Here is a 14,686-nt window from a genome sequence, read left to right as displayed (position 1 = left end):
CGGCGCATCTTCCCGGGGGCCTGAGCAGCCGCTGTCACCAGCATCTGCTCGACCTGCTTACAGGCTGACGCCCAGCGCCCGGCGCACCTGCTCGCCACGACTATCGTCCGCCGCGCTGACCAGCGCGAAGTTGTAGTCGCCGTGGGACCAGTAGCGGGCCTGCAACTGGCCATCGGTGCGCTGCCCAGTGGGCATGCGCTCGAAATGCTCGCCGGGCGAGCGCAGGAACAGGCTGATGCGCTGTCCCTGGCGGTCCTGGAACACCAGCAGCGCCGCCGGCCCCGCCTCGTTGCTCAGCAGCCTGGCGCCCACCGGCTGAAAACCGTAGCTGGCCAGGTCCGGCAACTGTCCCACGCGATTGAAGTGACGCCCGAGCCAGGCCTGCAGGCGCGCCGGGTCGCTGGCCTGGATATCCAGCGAGGTCGCCTCGGCGAACAGACGGTGCGCCTGCACCGCATCGGCCATCGGCAGGTTGCCGGCCACCAGGGTCGCCTCCCGCGCCTGCCAGCCACCCAGCCCGCCAAGGCCCAGGGCGACCAGCAGCACGGCCGCCGAAGCCAGGCGGCGCTGGCGACGCTGACGCAACTGGCGCCGCAGCGGGGCAAGGTCGAGCTGCGGGTCGCTGGGCCGTTCGCCAAAGTCCGCCAGCGCCGCGCGCAGGCGCCGGGCATCGCTGCGCCATGCCTCGATCCGCGCCGCCTGCTGCGGATTGGCGGCCAGCCATGCCTCGACTTCGGCGCGGCGCGCAGGCTCCAGCCGCTCGTCGACATAGGCATGCAGCTCGTGCTCGGTGGGAATCAGGCGCGTCATTTCAGTCTCCGCAGGGCCGGGGGCGTCGGGTGGCCTTCGGTCAGGTCTCGCAGGGTGGCACGGGCACGCGACAGGCGCGACATCACCGTGCCGATGGGAATGCCCAGGGTTTGCGCCGCTTCCTTGTAGCTCAAGCCCTCGACGCTGACCAGCAACAGCAGCGCGCGCTGCTCGGCCGACAAGCGAGCGAAGGCCTGCAGGTCGACCTGGGCCTGGACGATGCTCTCGACCTCGCCACCGACCGGCTCCTCGGCCTGCGCCCGACCGAACCAACCCAGCCAGCGCGCGTGCAGGCGCTCACGCCGTTTGCCGTCGAGAAACAAGCGATAAAGGATGGTGAACAGCCAGGGCCGCAGGCTGTCGGCGTCGCGCTGCTGGCCACGCCGGCTCAGCGCCCGCTCGGCGGTGGCCTGGACCAGGTCGTCGGCGCTGCCGGGCTCACGGGTGAGCCACAGGGCGAAGCGGCGCAGGCGTTGCAGCAGCTCGCGCCATTGTTGGTCGTCCAGATCGTGCATGGTCGGATTCCGGGCCCCATCGGGCTGTCAGTGTAATGGGCAGACGGCCCGGCACGAAATCTATTCCCCGGTGGGAATAAATCGTTTGCCACCCCGTCGTACCGGCTCATTCCACCTGACCGGAGCGTCCCCATGACCACTCCCCTGCACGGCTGCGCCAAGGCCCTGCGCTTGGCCGCCATCGGCGCCACCCTCGCCGCCCTGGGCGCGGGCTTCGCCTATGCCGCCGGCTGGATCGGCGCGCCACGGCTGACCCCGCAGCGCATCATCGACACCTTCGAGGCCCAGGCCGGGCATCACCCCGGTTATCGGAAGAACCATGCCAAGGGCCTGTGCGTCAGCGGTTACTTCCAGGGCAGTGGGCAGGCCGCGTCGCTGTCCAGCGCCCGGGTCTTCAGCCAGGCCCACGTGCCGGTGATCGGTCGTTTCGCCATCGGCGGCGCCAACCCGTTCGCCCCGGACACCGCCATACCAGTGCGCAGCCTGGCCATCCAGTTGAGCAGCGATGACGGGCAGGTCTGGCGCACCGGCATGAACAACCCGCCAGTGCTGGCGGTGAGCACGCCCGAGGCATTCTACGAGCAGGTGCTGGCGGGGGCGCCCGATCCGGCCACCGGCAAGCCGGACCCGGCGAAACTGCAAGCGTTCTTCGCCCGCCACCCGGAGAGCGCGGCGTTTCGCCAGTGGGCGGCCAGCTACAAGGCCAGCGACAGTTTCGCCAGCACCGCCTACAACAGCATCAACGCCTTTCGCCTTATCGATGCCGACGGCAAGGCCCAGCCGGTGCGCTGGACCCTGGAGCCGCAAACGCCGTTCGCCGCCCTGCCCGCCCAGATCGATGACAAGCAGTTCCTTCAACACGACCTGCAACAGCGCCTGGCCCAGGGCCCGCTGCGCTGGACCTTGCGCCTGACCCTGGCCGAAGCGGGCGATCCGGTGGACGATCCGGCCCGCCCCTGGCCGGCCGGGCGACCCAGCATCGACGCCGGCACCCTGGTGCTGGAACGGGTCGACGGCCCCGAGCAAGGCGCCTGCCGCGACCTCAACTTCGATCCATTGATCCTGCCCCATGGCATCGAACCCTCCGCCGACCCGATCCTCGCCGCCCGCTCGGCCGCCTACTCGGTGTCCTTCAATCGCCGCAGCCACGAAACCCTGACCGAAGGAGCCCGCCCATGACCGCCACCGCCTTCCACCCCCTGGCCCGGCTGCTGCACTGGCTGATGGCCGTGCTGATCCTGGCCATGCTGTTCATCGGCGTGGCCATGGTCGGCGACCTGTCACCCCGCCATCCGCTGCTGGTCGAGCTGCACAAGGCCACCGGCCTGGCCCTGCTGGCGCTGGTGCTCGTGCGCATCGCCCTGCGCCTGAGCCTGGCGCATCCAGCGCTGCCCGCCGACCTGCCACGCCTGCAGCGGCTGGCCGCCGGCGCCTCGCACCTGCTGCTGTACGGCCTGATGCTGGCCATGCCGCTGCTCGGCTGGGCCATGCTCTCGGCCGGTGGCTACCCGCGCCCCTTGCAACTGCCCGCCATCGCCCCCCACGACCTGGCGCTGTACGCCGTGCTGCGCCAGGCCCACGGCTGGCTGGGCTACCTGTTGTTCGCCACGGTGCTGGCGCATCTGGGCGCGGCCCTGATGCACGCACTGGTGCGCCGCGACGGCGTCTTGCGTAGCATGTGGCCAGGCCCGTTGCGCCGCAGTGAATGAGCACTGCCGGGGTCGACAAATGTAAATAATTATTACTAACATCGTCGCTCATTTCGTCGAACTGCCCTGGACTGCCCCATGAACGTCGCAAAGGACCCTGCCACCTTCACCCCGGCCAGCACCCTGGACCTGCGTCCACTGATGCTGGTCAACATGGCCTGCACCATGTCGATGATGGCCTTCGTCGCCCTGATCGGCCCGATCGCCCGCCTGCTGGGCATGGCCACCTGGCAGGCCGGCGCGGCGGTGACCGTGGCCGGCGTGGTCTGGGTCCTGCTCGCGCGGCCCTGGGGGCGCCTGGCCGACCGCTATGGCCGACGCCGCGTGCTGCTGCTGGGCAGCGGTGGTTTCACCCTGGCCTACTGGCTGTTGTGCCTGTTCATCGATGGCGCGCTGCGCTGGCTGCCAGGCGCGACCCTGGCCTTCTTCGGGCTGATGCTGGCGCGGGGCATGATCGGCGCCTTCTATGCCGCGCTGCCGGTGGGCGGCAACGCGCTGATCGCCGACCACATCGAACCCCAGCGCCGGGCCCGGGCCATGGCCTCGCTGGGCGCCGCCAACGCCGTCGGCCTGGTGCTCGGCCCAGCGGTGGCCGCGCTGCTGTCGCGCTACAGCCTGAGCATGCCGTTCTATGCGATGTCGCTGCTGCCGGCCACGGCCTTCGTCGTGCTGCTGTTCAAGCTCAAGCCACAGCCCTTGGCCCAGGCGCACGCGCCGAACCCGGTGCGACTGTCCGACCCGCGCCTGCGCCGGCCCCTGCTGGTGGCCTTCAGCGCCATGCTCAGCGTGACCGTGTCGCAGATCGCCGTCGGCTTCTTCGCCATCGACCGCCTGCATCTGGAGTCGACCGCCGCCGCCCAGGCCGCCGGCATCGCCCTGACCACCGTGGGTGTGGCGCTGATGCTGGCCCAGGTGTTCCTGCGCCGGCTCGAATGGCCGCCGCTGAAGATGATCCGCGTCGGCGCCAGTGTCTCGGGGCTGGGCTTCGCCGCTGCCGCCCTGGCCACCAGCGCGCCCTGGCTGTGGGGCGCGTTCTTCGTCGCCGCGTTCGGCATGGGCTTCGTGTTCCCGGCGTTTTCCGCCTTGGCGGCCAACGCCATGCACGCCTCCGAGCAAGGCGCCACGGCCGGCTCCATCGGCGCGGCCCAGGGCATGGGCGCGGTGGTCGGGCCGCTGGCCGGGACCCTGGTCTATGCCCTCGACCCACGCTTGCCGTTCCTGGCCGTGGGCGCCCTGTTGCTGGTGGTCGGCCTGTGGCCGGCGCCCGCTGACCAGCGGCACTGAGAGCTACAGCGCGCAACCTGTGCAGAGTGTGCTTTAATGCGTCGCCCATTATTTTTGACACCTCTGCAAACAAGGCGGCTATGGACACGGGGACACGACTCAAGCTGGTGCGTGAACGCAACAACCTCTCCCAACGGGAACTGGCCCGCCGCAGCGGCCTGACCAATTCGACGATCTCGCAGATCGAGCAGAACCGGGTCAGCCCTTCGGTCAGTTCCCTCAAGAAACTGCTCGAAGGGATTCCCATGTCCCTGGCGGAATTCTTCAGCTTTGACGAGCCCGTGCGCGAGGAACGCTACGTGTTCCGCGGCGGCGAGCAGCCCGACCTGGGGCGCAACGGCCTGCGCATGCTGCTGATCGGCGCCAGTGTCGAAGGCCGGCAGATGCGCATGCTGCGCGAGCTGTACGCGCCGGGCGCCGACTCCGGCGAGCCGATCGTGCATGCCGAAGGCGAGGAATGCGGCCTGGTCACCCGGGGCACCATGGAGCTGTGGGTCGATGGCCAGGTCAGCGTGCTCAACGCGGGCGATGGTTACTACATCCCCACTACGCTGCCCCACACTTTCAAGAACATCGGCCCCGATGAGGCCGAGATCATCAGCGCCAACACCCCGGCGAATTTCTGATCCCATGCCCGACGTCTCCAGTCGCGAGGCGTACCAGTGCCTGCGTGACGCCGCCCTTGGCGTGCGGCCGCTGGTGACGGTCGCCCGCCTGGCCGGCGGGCAGGTCGAGGTGCTGGTCGACGGCTGGCGCTTGACCCTGGTGCTGGACGGCGAAGGCCTGGCCCACTGCAGCCACTGCCAATGCCCAGATGGACGCCGGGGCACGCTGGACGACTGGCACCGTTACGGCACCAATCCGGTCGATCATCTGAGCATCTGGGAACGCGGACAAATAGAGCGGCTGCTGGCCTGAGGCACGCCCTGGCGTCTCCCGGTCATGCCTGTCGAGCCAGTGCTTGCTCGACAAAATCCAGCCGGTCCTGGCCGAAGAACATCTGCCCGTCGACAAAGAACGTCGGCGCCCCGAACACACCACGTTCGACCGCCTCCTCGGTAGCTTTGCGCAAGGCGTCCTTGACCTCGGGCCGGGCGGCCAGCGCCTGGAACACCTCGGCCTCGAAACCACCCGCAGCCAGGGTTTCACCCAGCAACGCAGGGTCTCCCAGATTGCGCCCGTGCACGAACAACCCTTCGAACAGCACCTTCAACAACGCCTCGAACCGCTCTTCGGCAAACAACTGGACGCCGATCAGCCCGCGCATCAGGTTCAGGGTGTTGACCGGAAACCCTGGCGGCAGGGTCAGGGGCACGCGATAGCGATCGGCATAGCGCTTGAGGTCGATGCGCATATAGCGCCCCTTGGCCGGCACCATCACCGGCGAAGCATTGCCGGTGGCCTGGAACACCCCGCCCAGCAGGATCGGTTTGTACACCAACCGCGCCCCGTGACGCGCGCATAGGGCGGGTAGCTGGGTCGAGGCCAGGTAAGTGGCGGGGCTGCCCAGGTCCAGGAAGAACTCGACGGTCTTGTTCATGATTCGCTCCTTGTATGAGGGTGAGACTTACCAGCGCTCCATCCACGGGCGCAGGTCCAGTTCGAAGGTCCAGGCATCCCGTGGCTGGGCATGCAGGAACCAGTAGCTGTCGGCAATGTGCGCGGGGTCGAGGATGCCGTCCTGATCCTTGAGCGCATAGCGTTCGGGGAAGCTGTCGCGGATGAACGCGGTGTCGATGGCGCCATCGACCACCACATGGCCGACATGGATGTTCCGCGGCCCCAGTTCCCGCGCCATGCTCTGGGCCAGGGCGCGCAGGCCATGCTTGGCCCCGGCGAAGGCGGCGAAGCCGGCCGCGCCACGGGTACCGGCGGTGGCCCCGGTGAAGAGGATGGTGCCACGCGCGCGGGTCACCATGCGCCGGGCGACCGCCTGGGCCGTGAGGAACCCGGCGAAACAGGCCATTTCCCAGATTTTGAAGTACTTGCGCGGCGTCTCCTCGAGAATGCTGCAAGGGACGTTGGCGCCGATGTTGAAGACGAAAGCCTCGATCGGGCCGATATCGCGCTCGATGGTTTCCACCAGCTCGGCCACCTGCTCTTCCTTGCGCGCATCGGAACCGAAGCCATGGGCCTGACCGCCCTCGGCGCGGATCTCGTCGAGCAGTGGTTGCAGCTTCTGCGCCTCGCGCCGCGTCACACAGGCGATATAGCCCTCGCGGGCGAAGCGCTTGGCGATCTCGCCACCGGTGGCGTCGCCCGCACCGATCACCAGCACGACCTTTTGTTGTTCTGCCATGGACCGCTCCATTGATGAATGATCGTTTAGTAAACGAACGCTATGCTACGATGCCGTCATCGTCAAGCCCGCAGCACGAGGTTCCGCGGATGCGCTACGCCACCGACCACAAGCAACAGACCCGCGAGAAGCTGCTGGCCAGCAGCGGCGCCCTGGCCAAGCGCGGCGGCTTCGCCGCCACCGGCGTGGCCGGGCTGATGAAGGCCATCGGCCTGACCGGCGGCGCCTTCTACAACCACTTCCCCTCCAAGGACGACCTGTTCAGCGAGATCGTCCGCCGCGAACTGGCCAACAGCCCATTGGCGCGCCTGGTGGAGCGCGGCAGCGACCGCGCCCGGCTCAAGCGCCTGCTCGACCAGTACCTGAGCCTGGCGCACCTGCACAATGCCGAAGGCGGCTGCCCGCTGCCGCCGCTCGGGGTGGAGATCGCCCGCGCCGAGCGGCCCGTGCGCGAGCAGGCCGAGCACTGGCTGGTGGCGCTGCACCAGGCGTGGAGCGAGACGCTCGACGACCCGGAACTGGCCTGGGCCTTGCTCAGCCAGTGCGTCGGCGCCCTGGTGGTAGGTCGCATGCTGGCCAGCGAAGCGGTGCAGGCACAGGTGCTGGAGGCGAGTCGCACGCTGATCGACCGGGTCTTCGATGAAGCTCGCTAGCGCGCTGCTCGGGCTGTTGCTGACCCTCCCCGTCTTCGCCCAGGACAGTTGCCCGGTCGGGCAGTACCAGGTTTGCCTGGTGGTGTGCTTCTGCGCCCCCATCGACCCCAGCCAGGGCGGCCAGGTGCTGCAGGATGTCGAACGCATGGCCACCGCCAGCCTGGTGTTCGCCCTGCGCCAGGCCCGTGACGAGGCAGCGGCCAGCGGCAGCGCGCCGATCCCGTTGCACATCCGCGCCCAGCTCGAGCCCTGGTACGACTTCGCCGTGCTCGACGCGGCCCGCTACCGGGTGGGGGATGAACGACAGATCAGCGCCGCCAATGCGCTGTTGCAGAATCCGGACGTGAATGCGGTGACGCTGATCGACACCATCATCTTCCGTCGCCCCGCCGATGCCGAGGACAACGTGGCGCTGTGGGCCCATGAGCTCAAGCATGTGCAGCAGTATCAGGAGCTGGGGGTGGAGGAATTCGCCCGGCGCTATACCCGGGATTACCAGGCGCTGGAAGGGCCGGCCTACGAGATCGAGGCGCAGGTGGCCAAGGCGTTGCGCGAAAAGACATTCGGCGGACCGCGCTGACTGCCGAATTACATCATCCCCCTGTGTAGGAGCGGCCTTGTGTCGCGAAAGGGCTGCAGAGCAGCCCCGGCGATATATGCGTCAACGCTGAAACCCGGGGGCTGCTGCGCAGCCCTTTCGCGACACAAGGCCGCTCCTACAGGGGATGATGCCAGCCTGAAATCATGCGTCCGGATCGATGACGGCATCCGACATATCATTGCTCGTGATAATAACCTTCGCTGCATTCGATTCGTGCGCCACGCGCAAGGCACTCACACTCCGCCCACTACTAATACTTTGGCGGAGTTCTCCATGGATCACTCACTCAAACCCTTGCGCTTCCCCCTCGCTGCCCTGGCAGTGGTGGTGCTCAGCGCTTGCGGTCGCACCCCCGACGCTGTGCAGGCTCCCGCCGCGCCCAAGGTCAGCGTGGCCAAGGTCATCGAGCAGCCGATCAACGAATGGGACGAGTTCACCGGGCGCCTGGAAGCGCCGGAAACCGTAGAGGTTCGCCCACGCGTCTCCGGCCAGGTCGACCTGGTGGCGTTCACCGAAGGCGCCCAGGTGAAAAAAGGCGATTTGCTGTTCCAGATCGACCCGCGCCCGTTCCAGGCTGAAGTCCGCCGTCTCGAAGCCCAGCTGCAACAGGCCAAGGCCACCGCCATCCGCAGTGCCAACGAAGCCCGTCGTGGCGAGCGCCTGCGCGACAGCAACGCCATCTCCGCGGAACTTGCCGAATCGCGCAGCAGCGCCGCCGCCGAAGCCCGCGCCGGGGTCGACGCGATCCAGGCGCAGCTCGACCTGGCCCGCCTGAACCTGAGCTTCACCCGGGTCACCGCGCCAATCAGCGGCCGCGTCAGCCGCGCCGAGTTCACCGCCGGCAACATCGTCACCGCCGACGTCACCCCGCTGACCAGCCTGGTCTCCACCGACAAGGTCTACGCCTACTTCGACGCCGACGAGCGCGTGTACCTCAAGTACACCCAACTGGCCCGCGACGGCCAGCGCGGCCAGAGCACCCCGGTGTACCTGGGGCTGACCAACGAAGCCGGCAACCCGCACCTGGGCCAGATGAACTTCGTCGACAACCAGGTCAACCCGCGCACCGGCACCATCCGTGGCCGTGCCGTGTTCGACAACCGCGACGGCCAGTTCACCCCCGGCCTGTACGCACGCCTGAAGCTGGTCGGCAGCGCCCAGTACGATGCCGTGCTGATCAACGACGAAGCGGTCGGCACCGACCTTGGCAAGAAGTTCGTGCTGGTCATGGACAAGGACAACAAGGCCACCTACCGCGCCGTGGAACTCGGTCCCAAGCTCGAAGGCCTGCGCATCGTGCGCAACGGCCTGGGCAAGGACGACCGCATCGTGGTCAAGGGCCTGCAGCGCGTGCGTCCAGGCTCGCCGGTAACCCCCGAGGAAACTCCGATGGCCAGTGAACAGACCCTCGCCGCCCTCGCCCAGCAGCGCCAGGCCCTGGAGGCCAGCAATCCGGCGCCCAAGGTTGCCGGCGCCAATGTCAAAGTCGCCAGCGCCCAAGCGCCACGCGGTTAAGGGACAACACCGATGAACTTTTCGAAATTCTTCATTACCCGGCCGATCTTCGCCGCGGTGCTGTCGCTGGTGCTGCTGATCGCGGGCTCGATCTCGCTGTTCCAGCTGCCGATCAGCGAATACCCCGAAGTGGTGCCGCCCACCGTGGTGGTGCGCGCCAACTTCCCCGGCGCCAACCCCAAGGTGATCGGCGAGACCGTCGCCGCGCCGCTGGAGCAAGCCATCACCGGCGTCGAGAACATGCTGTACATGTCCTCGCAATCGACCGCCGACGGCAAGCTGACCCTGACCATCACCTTCGCCCTGGGCACCGACCTGGACAACGCCCAGGTGCAGGTGCAGAACCGCGTGACCCGCACCCAGCCCAAGCTGCCGGAGGAAGTGACGCGCATCGGTATCACCGTCGACAAGGCCTCGCCCGACCTGACCATGGTCGTGCACCTGACCTCGCCGGACAACCGCTACGACATGCTCTACCTGTCCAACTACGCCATCCTCAACATCAAGGATGAGCTGGCGCGCCTGGGCGGCGTGGGCGACGTGCAGCTGTTCGGCATGGGCGACTACTCGCTGCGCGTGTGGCTCGACCCGAACAAGACCGCCTCGCGCAACCTGACCGCCAGCGACGTGGTCGCGGCGATCCGCGAGCAGAACCGCCAGGTCGCCGCCGGCCAGCTGGGCGCCCCGCCCGCCCCCGGCTCGACCAGTTTCCAGCTGTCGATCAACACCCAAGGCCGCCTGGTCAACGAGGAAGAGTTCGAGAACATCATCATCCGCGCAGGCGCCGATGGCGAGATCACGCGCCTGAAGGACATCGCCCGGGTCGAGCTGGGCTCCAGCCAGTACGCCCTGCGCTCGCTGCTGAACAACCAGCCGGCCGTGGCCCTGCCGATCTTCCAGCGCCCTGGCTCCAACGCCATCGAGATCTCCGACGAAGTGCGGGCGAAGATGGCCGAGCTGAAGAAGGACTTCCCGGAAGGCATGGACTACAGCATCGTCTATGACCCGACCGTGTTCGTCCGTGGCTCCATCGAAGCGGTGGTGCACACCCTGTTCGAAGCCCTGGTGCTCGTCGTGCTGGTGGTGATCCTGTTCCTGCAGACCTGGCGCGCCTCGATCATCCCGCTGCTGGCCGTGCCGGTATCGCTGATCGGCACCTTCGCGGTGATGCACCTGTTCGGCTTCTCGCTCAACGCGTTGTCATTGTTCGGCCTGGTGCTGGCCATCGGTATCGTGGTGGACGACGCCATCGTCGTGGTGGAAAACGTCGAGCGCAATATCGGGCTCGGCCTGAAACCGCTCGAGGCCACGCAAAAAGCCATGAGCGAGGTGACCGGCCCGATCATCGCCACCGCCCTGGTGCTGTGCGCCGTGTTCGTACCGGCGGCATTCATCTCCGGCCTGACCGGGCAGTTCTACAAGCAGTTCGCCCTGACCATCGCCATCTCGACCGTGATCTCGGCGTTCAACTCGCTGACCCTGTCGCCGGCCCTGGCTGCCGTCCTGCTCAAAGAGCACCACGCGCCCAAGGACCGCTTCTCGCTGTTCCTGGAAAAACTGCTGGGTAGCTGGCTGTTCGCCCCATTCAACCGCTTCTTCGACCGCGCCAGCCACGGCTATGTCGGTGGCGTGCGCCGGGTCATCCGCTCCAGCGGCATCGCCCTGTTCGTCTACGCCGGCCTCATGGGCCTGACCTACCTGGGCTTCTCGTCGACCCCGACCGGCTTCGTCCCGGCCCAGGACAAGCAGTACCTGGTGGCCTTCGCCCAGCTGCCTGACGCCGCCAGCCTCGACCGTACCGAGGCGGTGATCAAGAAGATGAGCGAGATCGCCCTCAAGCAACCGGGCGTGGCCGATTCGGTGGCCTTCCCGGGCCTGTCGATCAATGGTTTCACCAACAGCCCGAACAGCGGCATCGTGTTCACCCCGCTCAAGCCGTTCGACGAGCGCAAGGACCCGAGCCAGTCGGCGGCGGCCATCGCGGCGGCCCTGAACGCGCAGTTCGCCGATATCCAGGACGCCTATATCGCGATCTTCCCGCCTCCGCCGGTCCAAGGCCTGGGCACCATCGGCGGCTTCCGCCTGCAAATCGAAGACCGCGGCAACCTGGGCTACGAAGCGCTGTACAAGGAAACCCAGAACATCATCGCCAAGAGCCACAACGTGCCGGAACTGGCAGGCCTGTTCACCAGCTACCAGGTCAACGTGCCACAGGTCGATGCCGCCATCGACCGGGAAAAGGCCAAGACCCACGGCGTGGCGATCAATGACATCTTCGACACCCTGCAGGTCTACCTGGGCTCGCTGTACACCAACGACTTCAACCGCTTTGGTCGCACCTACCAGGTCAACGTCCAGGCCGAGCAGCAGTTCCGCCTCGACGCCGAGCAGATCGGCCAGCTGAAGGTGCGCAACAACCTGGGCGAGATGATCCCGCTGGCGACCTTCCTCAAGGTCAGCGATACCTCGGGCCCCGATCGGGTGATGCACTACAACGGTTTCATCACCGCCGAGATCAACGGTGCCGCGGCCCCCGGCTACAGCTCCGGCCAGGCCGAGGCGGCGATCGAGAAACTGCTCAAAGAGGAACTGCCCAACGGCATGACCTTCGAGTGGACCGACCTGACCTACCAGCAGATCCTCTCGGGCAACACCGCGCTGTTCGTGTTCCCGCTCTGCGTGCTGCTGGCCTTCCTGGTGCTGGCCGCCCAGTACGAAAGCTGGAGCCTGCCGCTGGCGGTGATCCTGATCGTGCCGATGACCCTGCTGTCGGCCATTACCGGGGTGATCGTCTCCGGTGGCGACAACAACATCTTCACCCAGATCGGTTTGATCGTGCTGGTGGGCCTGGCGTGCAAGAACGCGATCCTGATCGTCGAGTTCGCCAAGGATGAGCAGGCCAAGGGCCTCGACCCGCTGGCCGCGGTGCTGGAAGCGTGCCGCCTGCGTCTGCGCCCGATCCTGATGACGTCGATCGCCTTCATCATGGGTGTGGTGCCGCTGGTGTTCTCCTCCGGCGCCGGTGCCGAGATGCGTCACGCCATGGGTGTGGCGGTGTTCTCGGGGATGATCGGGGTGACCGTGTTCGGCCTGTTCCTGACTCCGGTGTTCTTCTTCCTGATTCGCCGTTTCGTCGAGCGTCGCCAGGCCCGCAAGGCCAAGCACGTCGTAGCGCTGGAGAACCATGCATGAAGCTGCTCAAACCCCTGACCCCGAGCCTGCTGGCCCTGGCCCTGGCGGCCTGCGCCGTGGGCCCGGACTACAAGACCCCGGCCACTGAGCCTGCGCAGCTCGACAGCAGCCTGCAAGCCAAGGCCTTCGACCGCAGCCGCTTCGAGAGCGTGTGGTGGAAGCAGTTCGACGACCCGGTGCTCAACCAACTGGTACAGGCGTCGCTGAACGGCAACCGTGACCTGCGTGTGGCCTTCGCCCGGCTGAAGGCGGCGCGGGCGATTCGCGAGGATGCCTCCAACGACCAGCTGCCGGTGGTCACCAGCCGCGCCAGCAGCGACCTCGGCAAAGGCCAGGTGCCCGGCCAGACCGAGCGCCGGGTCAACAGCGAGCGCTACGACCTGGGCCTGGACATGGCCTGGGAGCTTGACCTGTTCGGCCGCATCCAGCGCCAGATCGAAGCCAGCGAAGCCCAGGAAGCGGCCGCCGAGGCCGACCTGCAACAGCTGCAGGTGAGCCTGATCGCCGAGCTGGTCGATGCCTATGGCCAGCTGCGCGGTGCCCAGTTGCGCGAGAAGATCGCCGTGGCCAACCTCAAGACCCAGCAGGAGTCGCGGGATATCACCGTGACCCTGCGCGACACCGGGGTCGGCAACGAGCTCGATGTGGTGCGCGCCGATGCACGCCTGGCGGGGGTCGAGGCGACCGTGCCACAGCTGCAGGCCGAACAAGTGCGGGCGAAGAACCGCATCGCCACCCTGCTCGGCCAGCGTCCGGACGCACTGACGGTCGACCTCTCGCCCAAGGCCCTGCCGGCCATCGCCAAGGCCCTGCCGGTAGGCGACCCCGGCGAGCTGCTGCGCCGCCGCCCGGACATCCGCAGCGCCGAGCGCCAGCTGGCCGCCGCCACTGCCAATGTCGGCGTGGCCACCGCCGACCTGTTCCCACGGGTGAGCCTCAGCGGCTTCCTAGGCTTCACTGCCGCGCGTGGCTCGCAGATCGGCTCTTCGGCCGCCAACGCCTGGGCGCTGGGCCCGACCATCAGCTGGGCGGCGTTCGACCTGGGCAGCGTGCGGGCTCGCCTGCGCGGCGCCAAGGCCGAGGCCGATGGCGCCCTGGCCAGCTACGAGCAGCAGGTACTGCTGGCCCTGGAAGAGTCGGCCAACGCCTTCAGCGACTATGGCAAGCGCCAGCAGCGCCTGCTGGCGCTGATGCGCCAGAGCGAGGCCAGCCGCAAGGCCGCCGAGCTGGCCTCGGTGCGCTATCGCGAAGGCACGGTGGATTACCTGGTGCTGCTGGACGCCGAACGCGAGCGCCTGAGCGCCGAGGATGCCCAGGCCCAGGGCGAGGTCGAGCTGTACAGCGGGATCGTGGCGATCTACAAGGCCCTCGGCGGTGGCTGGCAACCCGAGGCGGTGGCCAGCGCACAGTGATCGCAGGATGAATTGAAGACTCCTTTGGTTGGTTCCTCCCCCAACCACTTTGCCCCGCTGGCCTTGGCCCGCGGGGCTTTTTTATGGCTGCGGGTCTACCCCTTGATGGCCTTCTCGATGGCGGCGATATCAATCTTGGTCATGCTCATCATGGCGTCGAACGCGCGCTTGGCCGCCGCCCGGTCGGGGCTGGCGACGGCCTGGGTGAGGACGCGCGGGCTGATCTGCCATGACAGCCCCCATTTGTCCTTGCACCAGCCGCACACGCTCTCCTGCCCACCGTTGCCGACGATGGCGTTCCAGTAGCGGTCGGTTTCCTCCTGGCTGTCGGTGGCCACCTGGAAGGAAAACGCCTCGCTGTGGGTGAAGGCCTTGCCGCCGTTCAGACCGATGCAGGGAATGCCCATCACGGTGAATTCGACCGTGATCACATCGCCCGCCTTGCCCGACGGGTAGTCGCCAGGGGCCTTGTGCACGGCAGTCACCTGGCTGTCCGGGAAGGTCCGGGCGTAGAAATTGGCCGCCTGCTCGGCATCGTGGTCGAACCAGAGGCAGATGCTGTTCTTCGGGGTCATGGTCATGGCTCCTGTGGCCTGCGCGATGCCACCGAGTCTAGTCCGGCGATCCCCCCGGCTTGTGGGCCTGCGATCAACGGTGAGGCCAGCGCCCCGATAAAGCCGCTCCCACGGGGGCAGA

General features: G+C 67.5%; 15 protein-coding genes. 10 read left to right on the top strand and 5 right to left on the bottom strand.

The genetic code is table 11. The annotated features are described in order from the left end of the window. Positions 1 to 57: 57 nt before the first annotated feature. The gene (locus ACYUME_RS11645) at positions 58 to 810 is read right to left on the bottom strand and encodes an anti-sigma factor family protein (RefSeq protein WP_460418961.1); all 753 of its coding nucleotides are present in this window, start codon (positions 808 to 810) and stop codon (positions 58 to 60) included. Then, positions 807 to 1,325, bottom strand: coding sequence for a sigma-70 family RNA polymerase sigma factor (locus tag ACYUME_RS11640; protein WP_460418960.1), 519 nt, complete (start codon positions 1,323 to 1,325; stop codon positions 807 to 809). Before ACYUME_RS11640 ends, ACYUME_RS11645 begins: the two co-directional genes overlap by 4 nt. Positions 1,326 to 1,457: 132 nt before the next feature. On the opposite strand from ACYUME_RS11640, the gene ACYUME_RS11635 reads away from it, so the two are divergent. The 5 genes from ACYUME_RS11635 (at position 1,458) to ACYUME_RS11615 (ending at position 5,236) form a co-directional block, all read left to right on the top strand. Next, on the top strand, positions 1,458 to 2,504 hold the full coding sequence (locus tag ACYUME_RS11635) for a catalase family peroxidase (protein WP_460418959.1): 1,047 nt from the start codon (positions 1,458 to 1,460) through the stop codon (positions 2,502 to 2,504). Then, positions 2,501 to 3,034: a cytochrome b gene (locus ACYUME_RS11630; protein ID WP_460418958.1), complete on the top strand. Its 534-nt coding sequence runs from the start codon at positions 2,501 to 2,503 to the stop codon at positions 3,032 to 3,034. The genes ACYUME_RS11635 and ACYUME_RS11630 overlap by 4 nt, the downstream gene beginning before the upstream one ends. 78 nt (positions 3,035 to 3,112) lie before the next feature. Continuing rightward, positions 3,113 to 4,318: an MFS transporter gene (locus ACYUME_RS11625; RefSeq protein ID WP_279887621.1), complete on the top strand. Its 1,206-nt coding sequence runs from the start codon at positions 3,113 to 3,115 to the stop codon at positions 4,316 to 4,318. 80 nt (positions 4,319 to 4,398) lie between these two features. After that, positions 4,399 to 4,944 (top strand): cupin domain-containing protein, encoded by a 546-nt coding sequence (locus tag ACYUME_RS11620; RefSeq protein WP_279887622.1) that lies wholly within the window; start codon positions 4,399 to 4,401, stop codon positions 4,942 to 4,944. Positions 4,945 to 4,948: 4 nt separating this feature from the next. Next, entirely contained in the window at positions 4,949 to 5,236 is a 288-nt protein-coding gene (locus ACYUME_RS11615) for a DUF7693 family protein (protein WP_279887623.1), read from the top strand. Positions 5,237 to 5,258: 22 nt separating this feature from the next. Here ACYUME_RS11615 and ACYUME_RS11610 read toward each other — a convergent pair whose 3' ends face one another. Both ACYUME_RS11610 and ACYUME_RS11605 read right to left on the bottom strand, forming a co-directional pair. Next, positions 5,259 to 5,858 carry a 2-hydroxychromene-2-carboxylate isomerase gene (locus tag ACYUME_RS11610; protein WP_279887624.1) on the bottom strand — a complete coding sequence of 200 codons (600 nt, stop codon included), beginning with the start codon at positions 5,856 to 5,858 and terminating at the stop codon, positions 5,259 to 5,261. Positions 5,859 to 5,885: 27 nt separating this feature from the next. Beyond that, positions 5,886 to 6,617 (bottom strand): SDR family oxidoreductase, encoded by a 732-nt coding sequence (locus tag ACYUME_RS11605; RefSeq protein ID WP_460418957.1) that lies wholly within the window; start codon positions 6,615 to 6,617, stop codon positions 5,886 to 5,888. 89 nt (positions 6,618 to 6,706) lie between these two features. Between ACYUME_RS11605 and ACYUME_RS11600 the strand changes: the two genes are divergently transcribed. The 5 genes from ACYUME_RS11600 (at position 6,707) to ACYUME_RS11580 (ending at position 13,990) form a co-directional block, all read left to right on the top strand. Further along, on the top strand, positions 6,707 to 7,270 hold the full coding sequence (locus tag ACYUME_RS11600; RefSeq protein WP_279887742.1) for a TetR/AcrR family transcriptional regulator: 564 nt from the start codon (positions 6,707 to 6,709) through the stop codon (positions 7,268 to 7,270). Further along, positions 7,257 to 7,850, top strand: a complete 594-nt coding sequence (locus tag ACYUME_RS11595; protein WP_460418956.1) for an eCIS core domain-containing protein — start codon at positions 7,257 to 7,259, stop codon at positions 7,848 to 7,850. The genes ACYUME_RS11600 and ACYUME_RS11595 overlap by 14 nt, the downstream gene beginning before the upstream one ends. 294 nt (positions 7,851 to 8,144) lie before the next feature. Continuing rightward, positions 8,145 to 9,386, top strand: coding sequence for a multidrug efflux RND transporter periplasmic adaptor subunit MexE (gene mexE / locus ACYUME_RS11590; RefSeq protein WP_279887745.1), 1,242 nt, complete (start codon positions 8,145 to 8,147; stop codon positions 9,384 to 9,386). A 12-nt stretch (positions 9,387 to 9,398) separates the two neighbouring features. Further along, a complete protein-coding gene (locus tag ACYUME_RS11585) occupies positions 9,399 to 12,578 on the top strand; it encodes an efflux RND transporter permease subunit (RefSeq protein WP_460418955.1) in 3,180 nt (1,059 codons plus the stop codon). Then, complete coding sequence (locus ACYUME_RS11580) at positions 12,575 to 13,990, top strand: efflux transporter outer membrane subunit (RefSeq protein WP_460418954.1); 1,416 nt, start codon at positions 12,575 to 12,577, stop codon at positions 13,988 to 13,990. Before ACYUME_RS11585 ends, ACYUME_RS11580 begins: the two co-directional genes overlap by 4 nt. A 95-nt stretch (positions 13,991 to 14,085) precedes the next feature. On the opposite strand, the gene ACYUME_RS11575 is transcribed toward ACYUME_RS11580, so the two are convergent. Continuing rightward, complete coding sequence (locus ACYUME_RS11575) at positions 14,086 to 14,565, bottom strand: VOC family protein (RefSeq protein WP_460418953.1); 480 nt, start codon at positions 14,563 to 14,565, stop codon at positions 14,086 to 14,088. Positions 14,566 to 14,686 lie beyond the last annotated feature (121 nt).

Source organism: Pseudomonas sp. microsymbiont 2, assembly GCF_054788395.1.
Note: the sequence above shows the minus strand (reverse complement) of the source record. Positions and strands in the feature narration are given on the sequence as shown.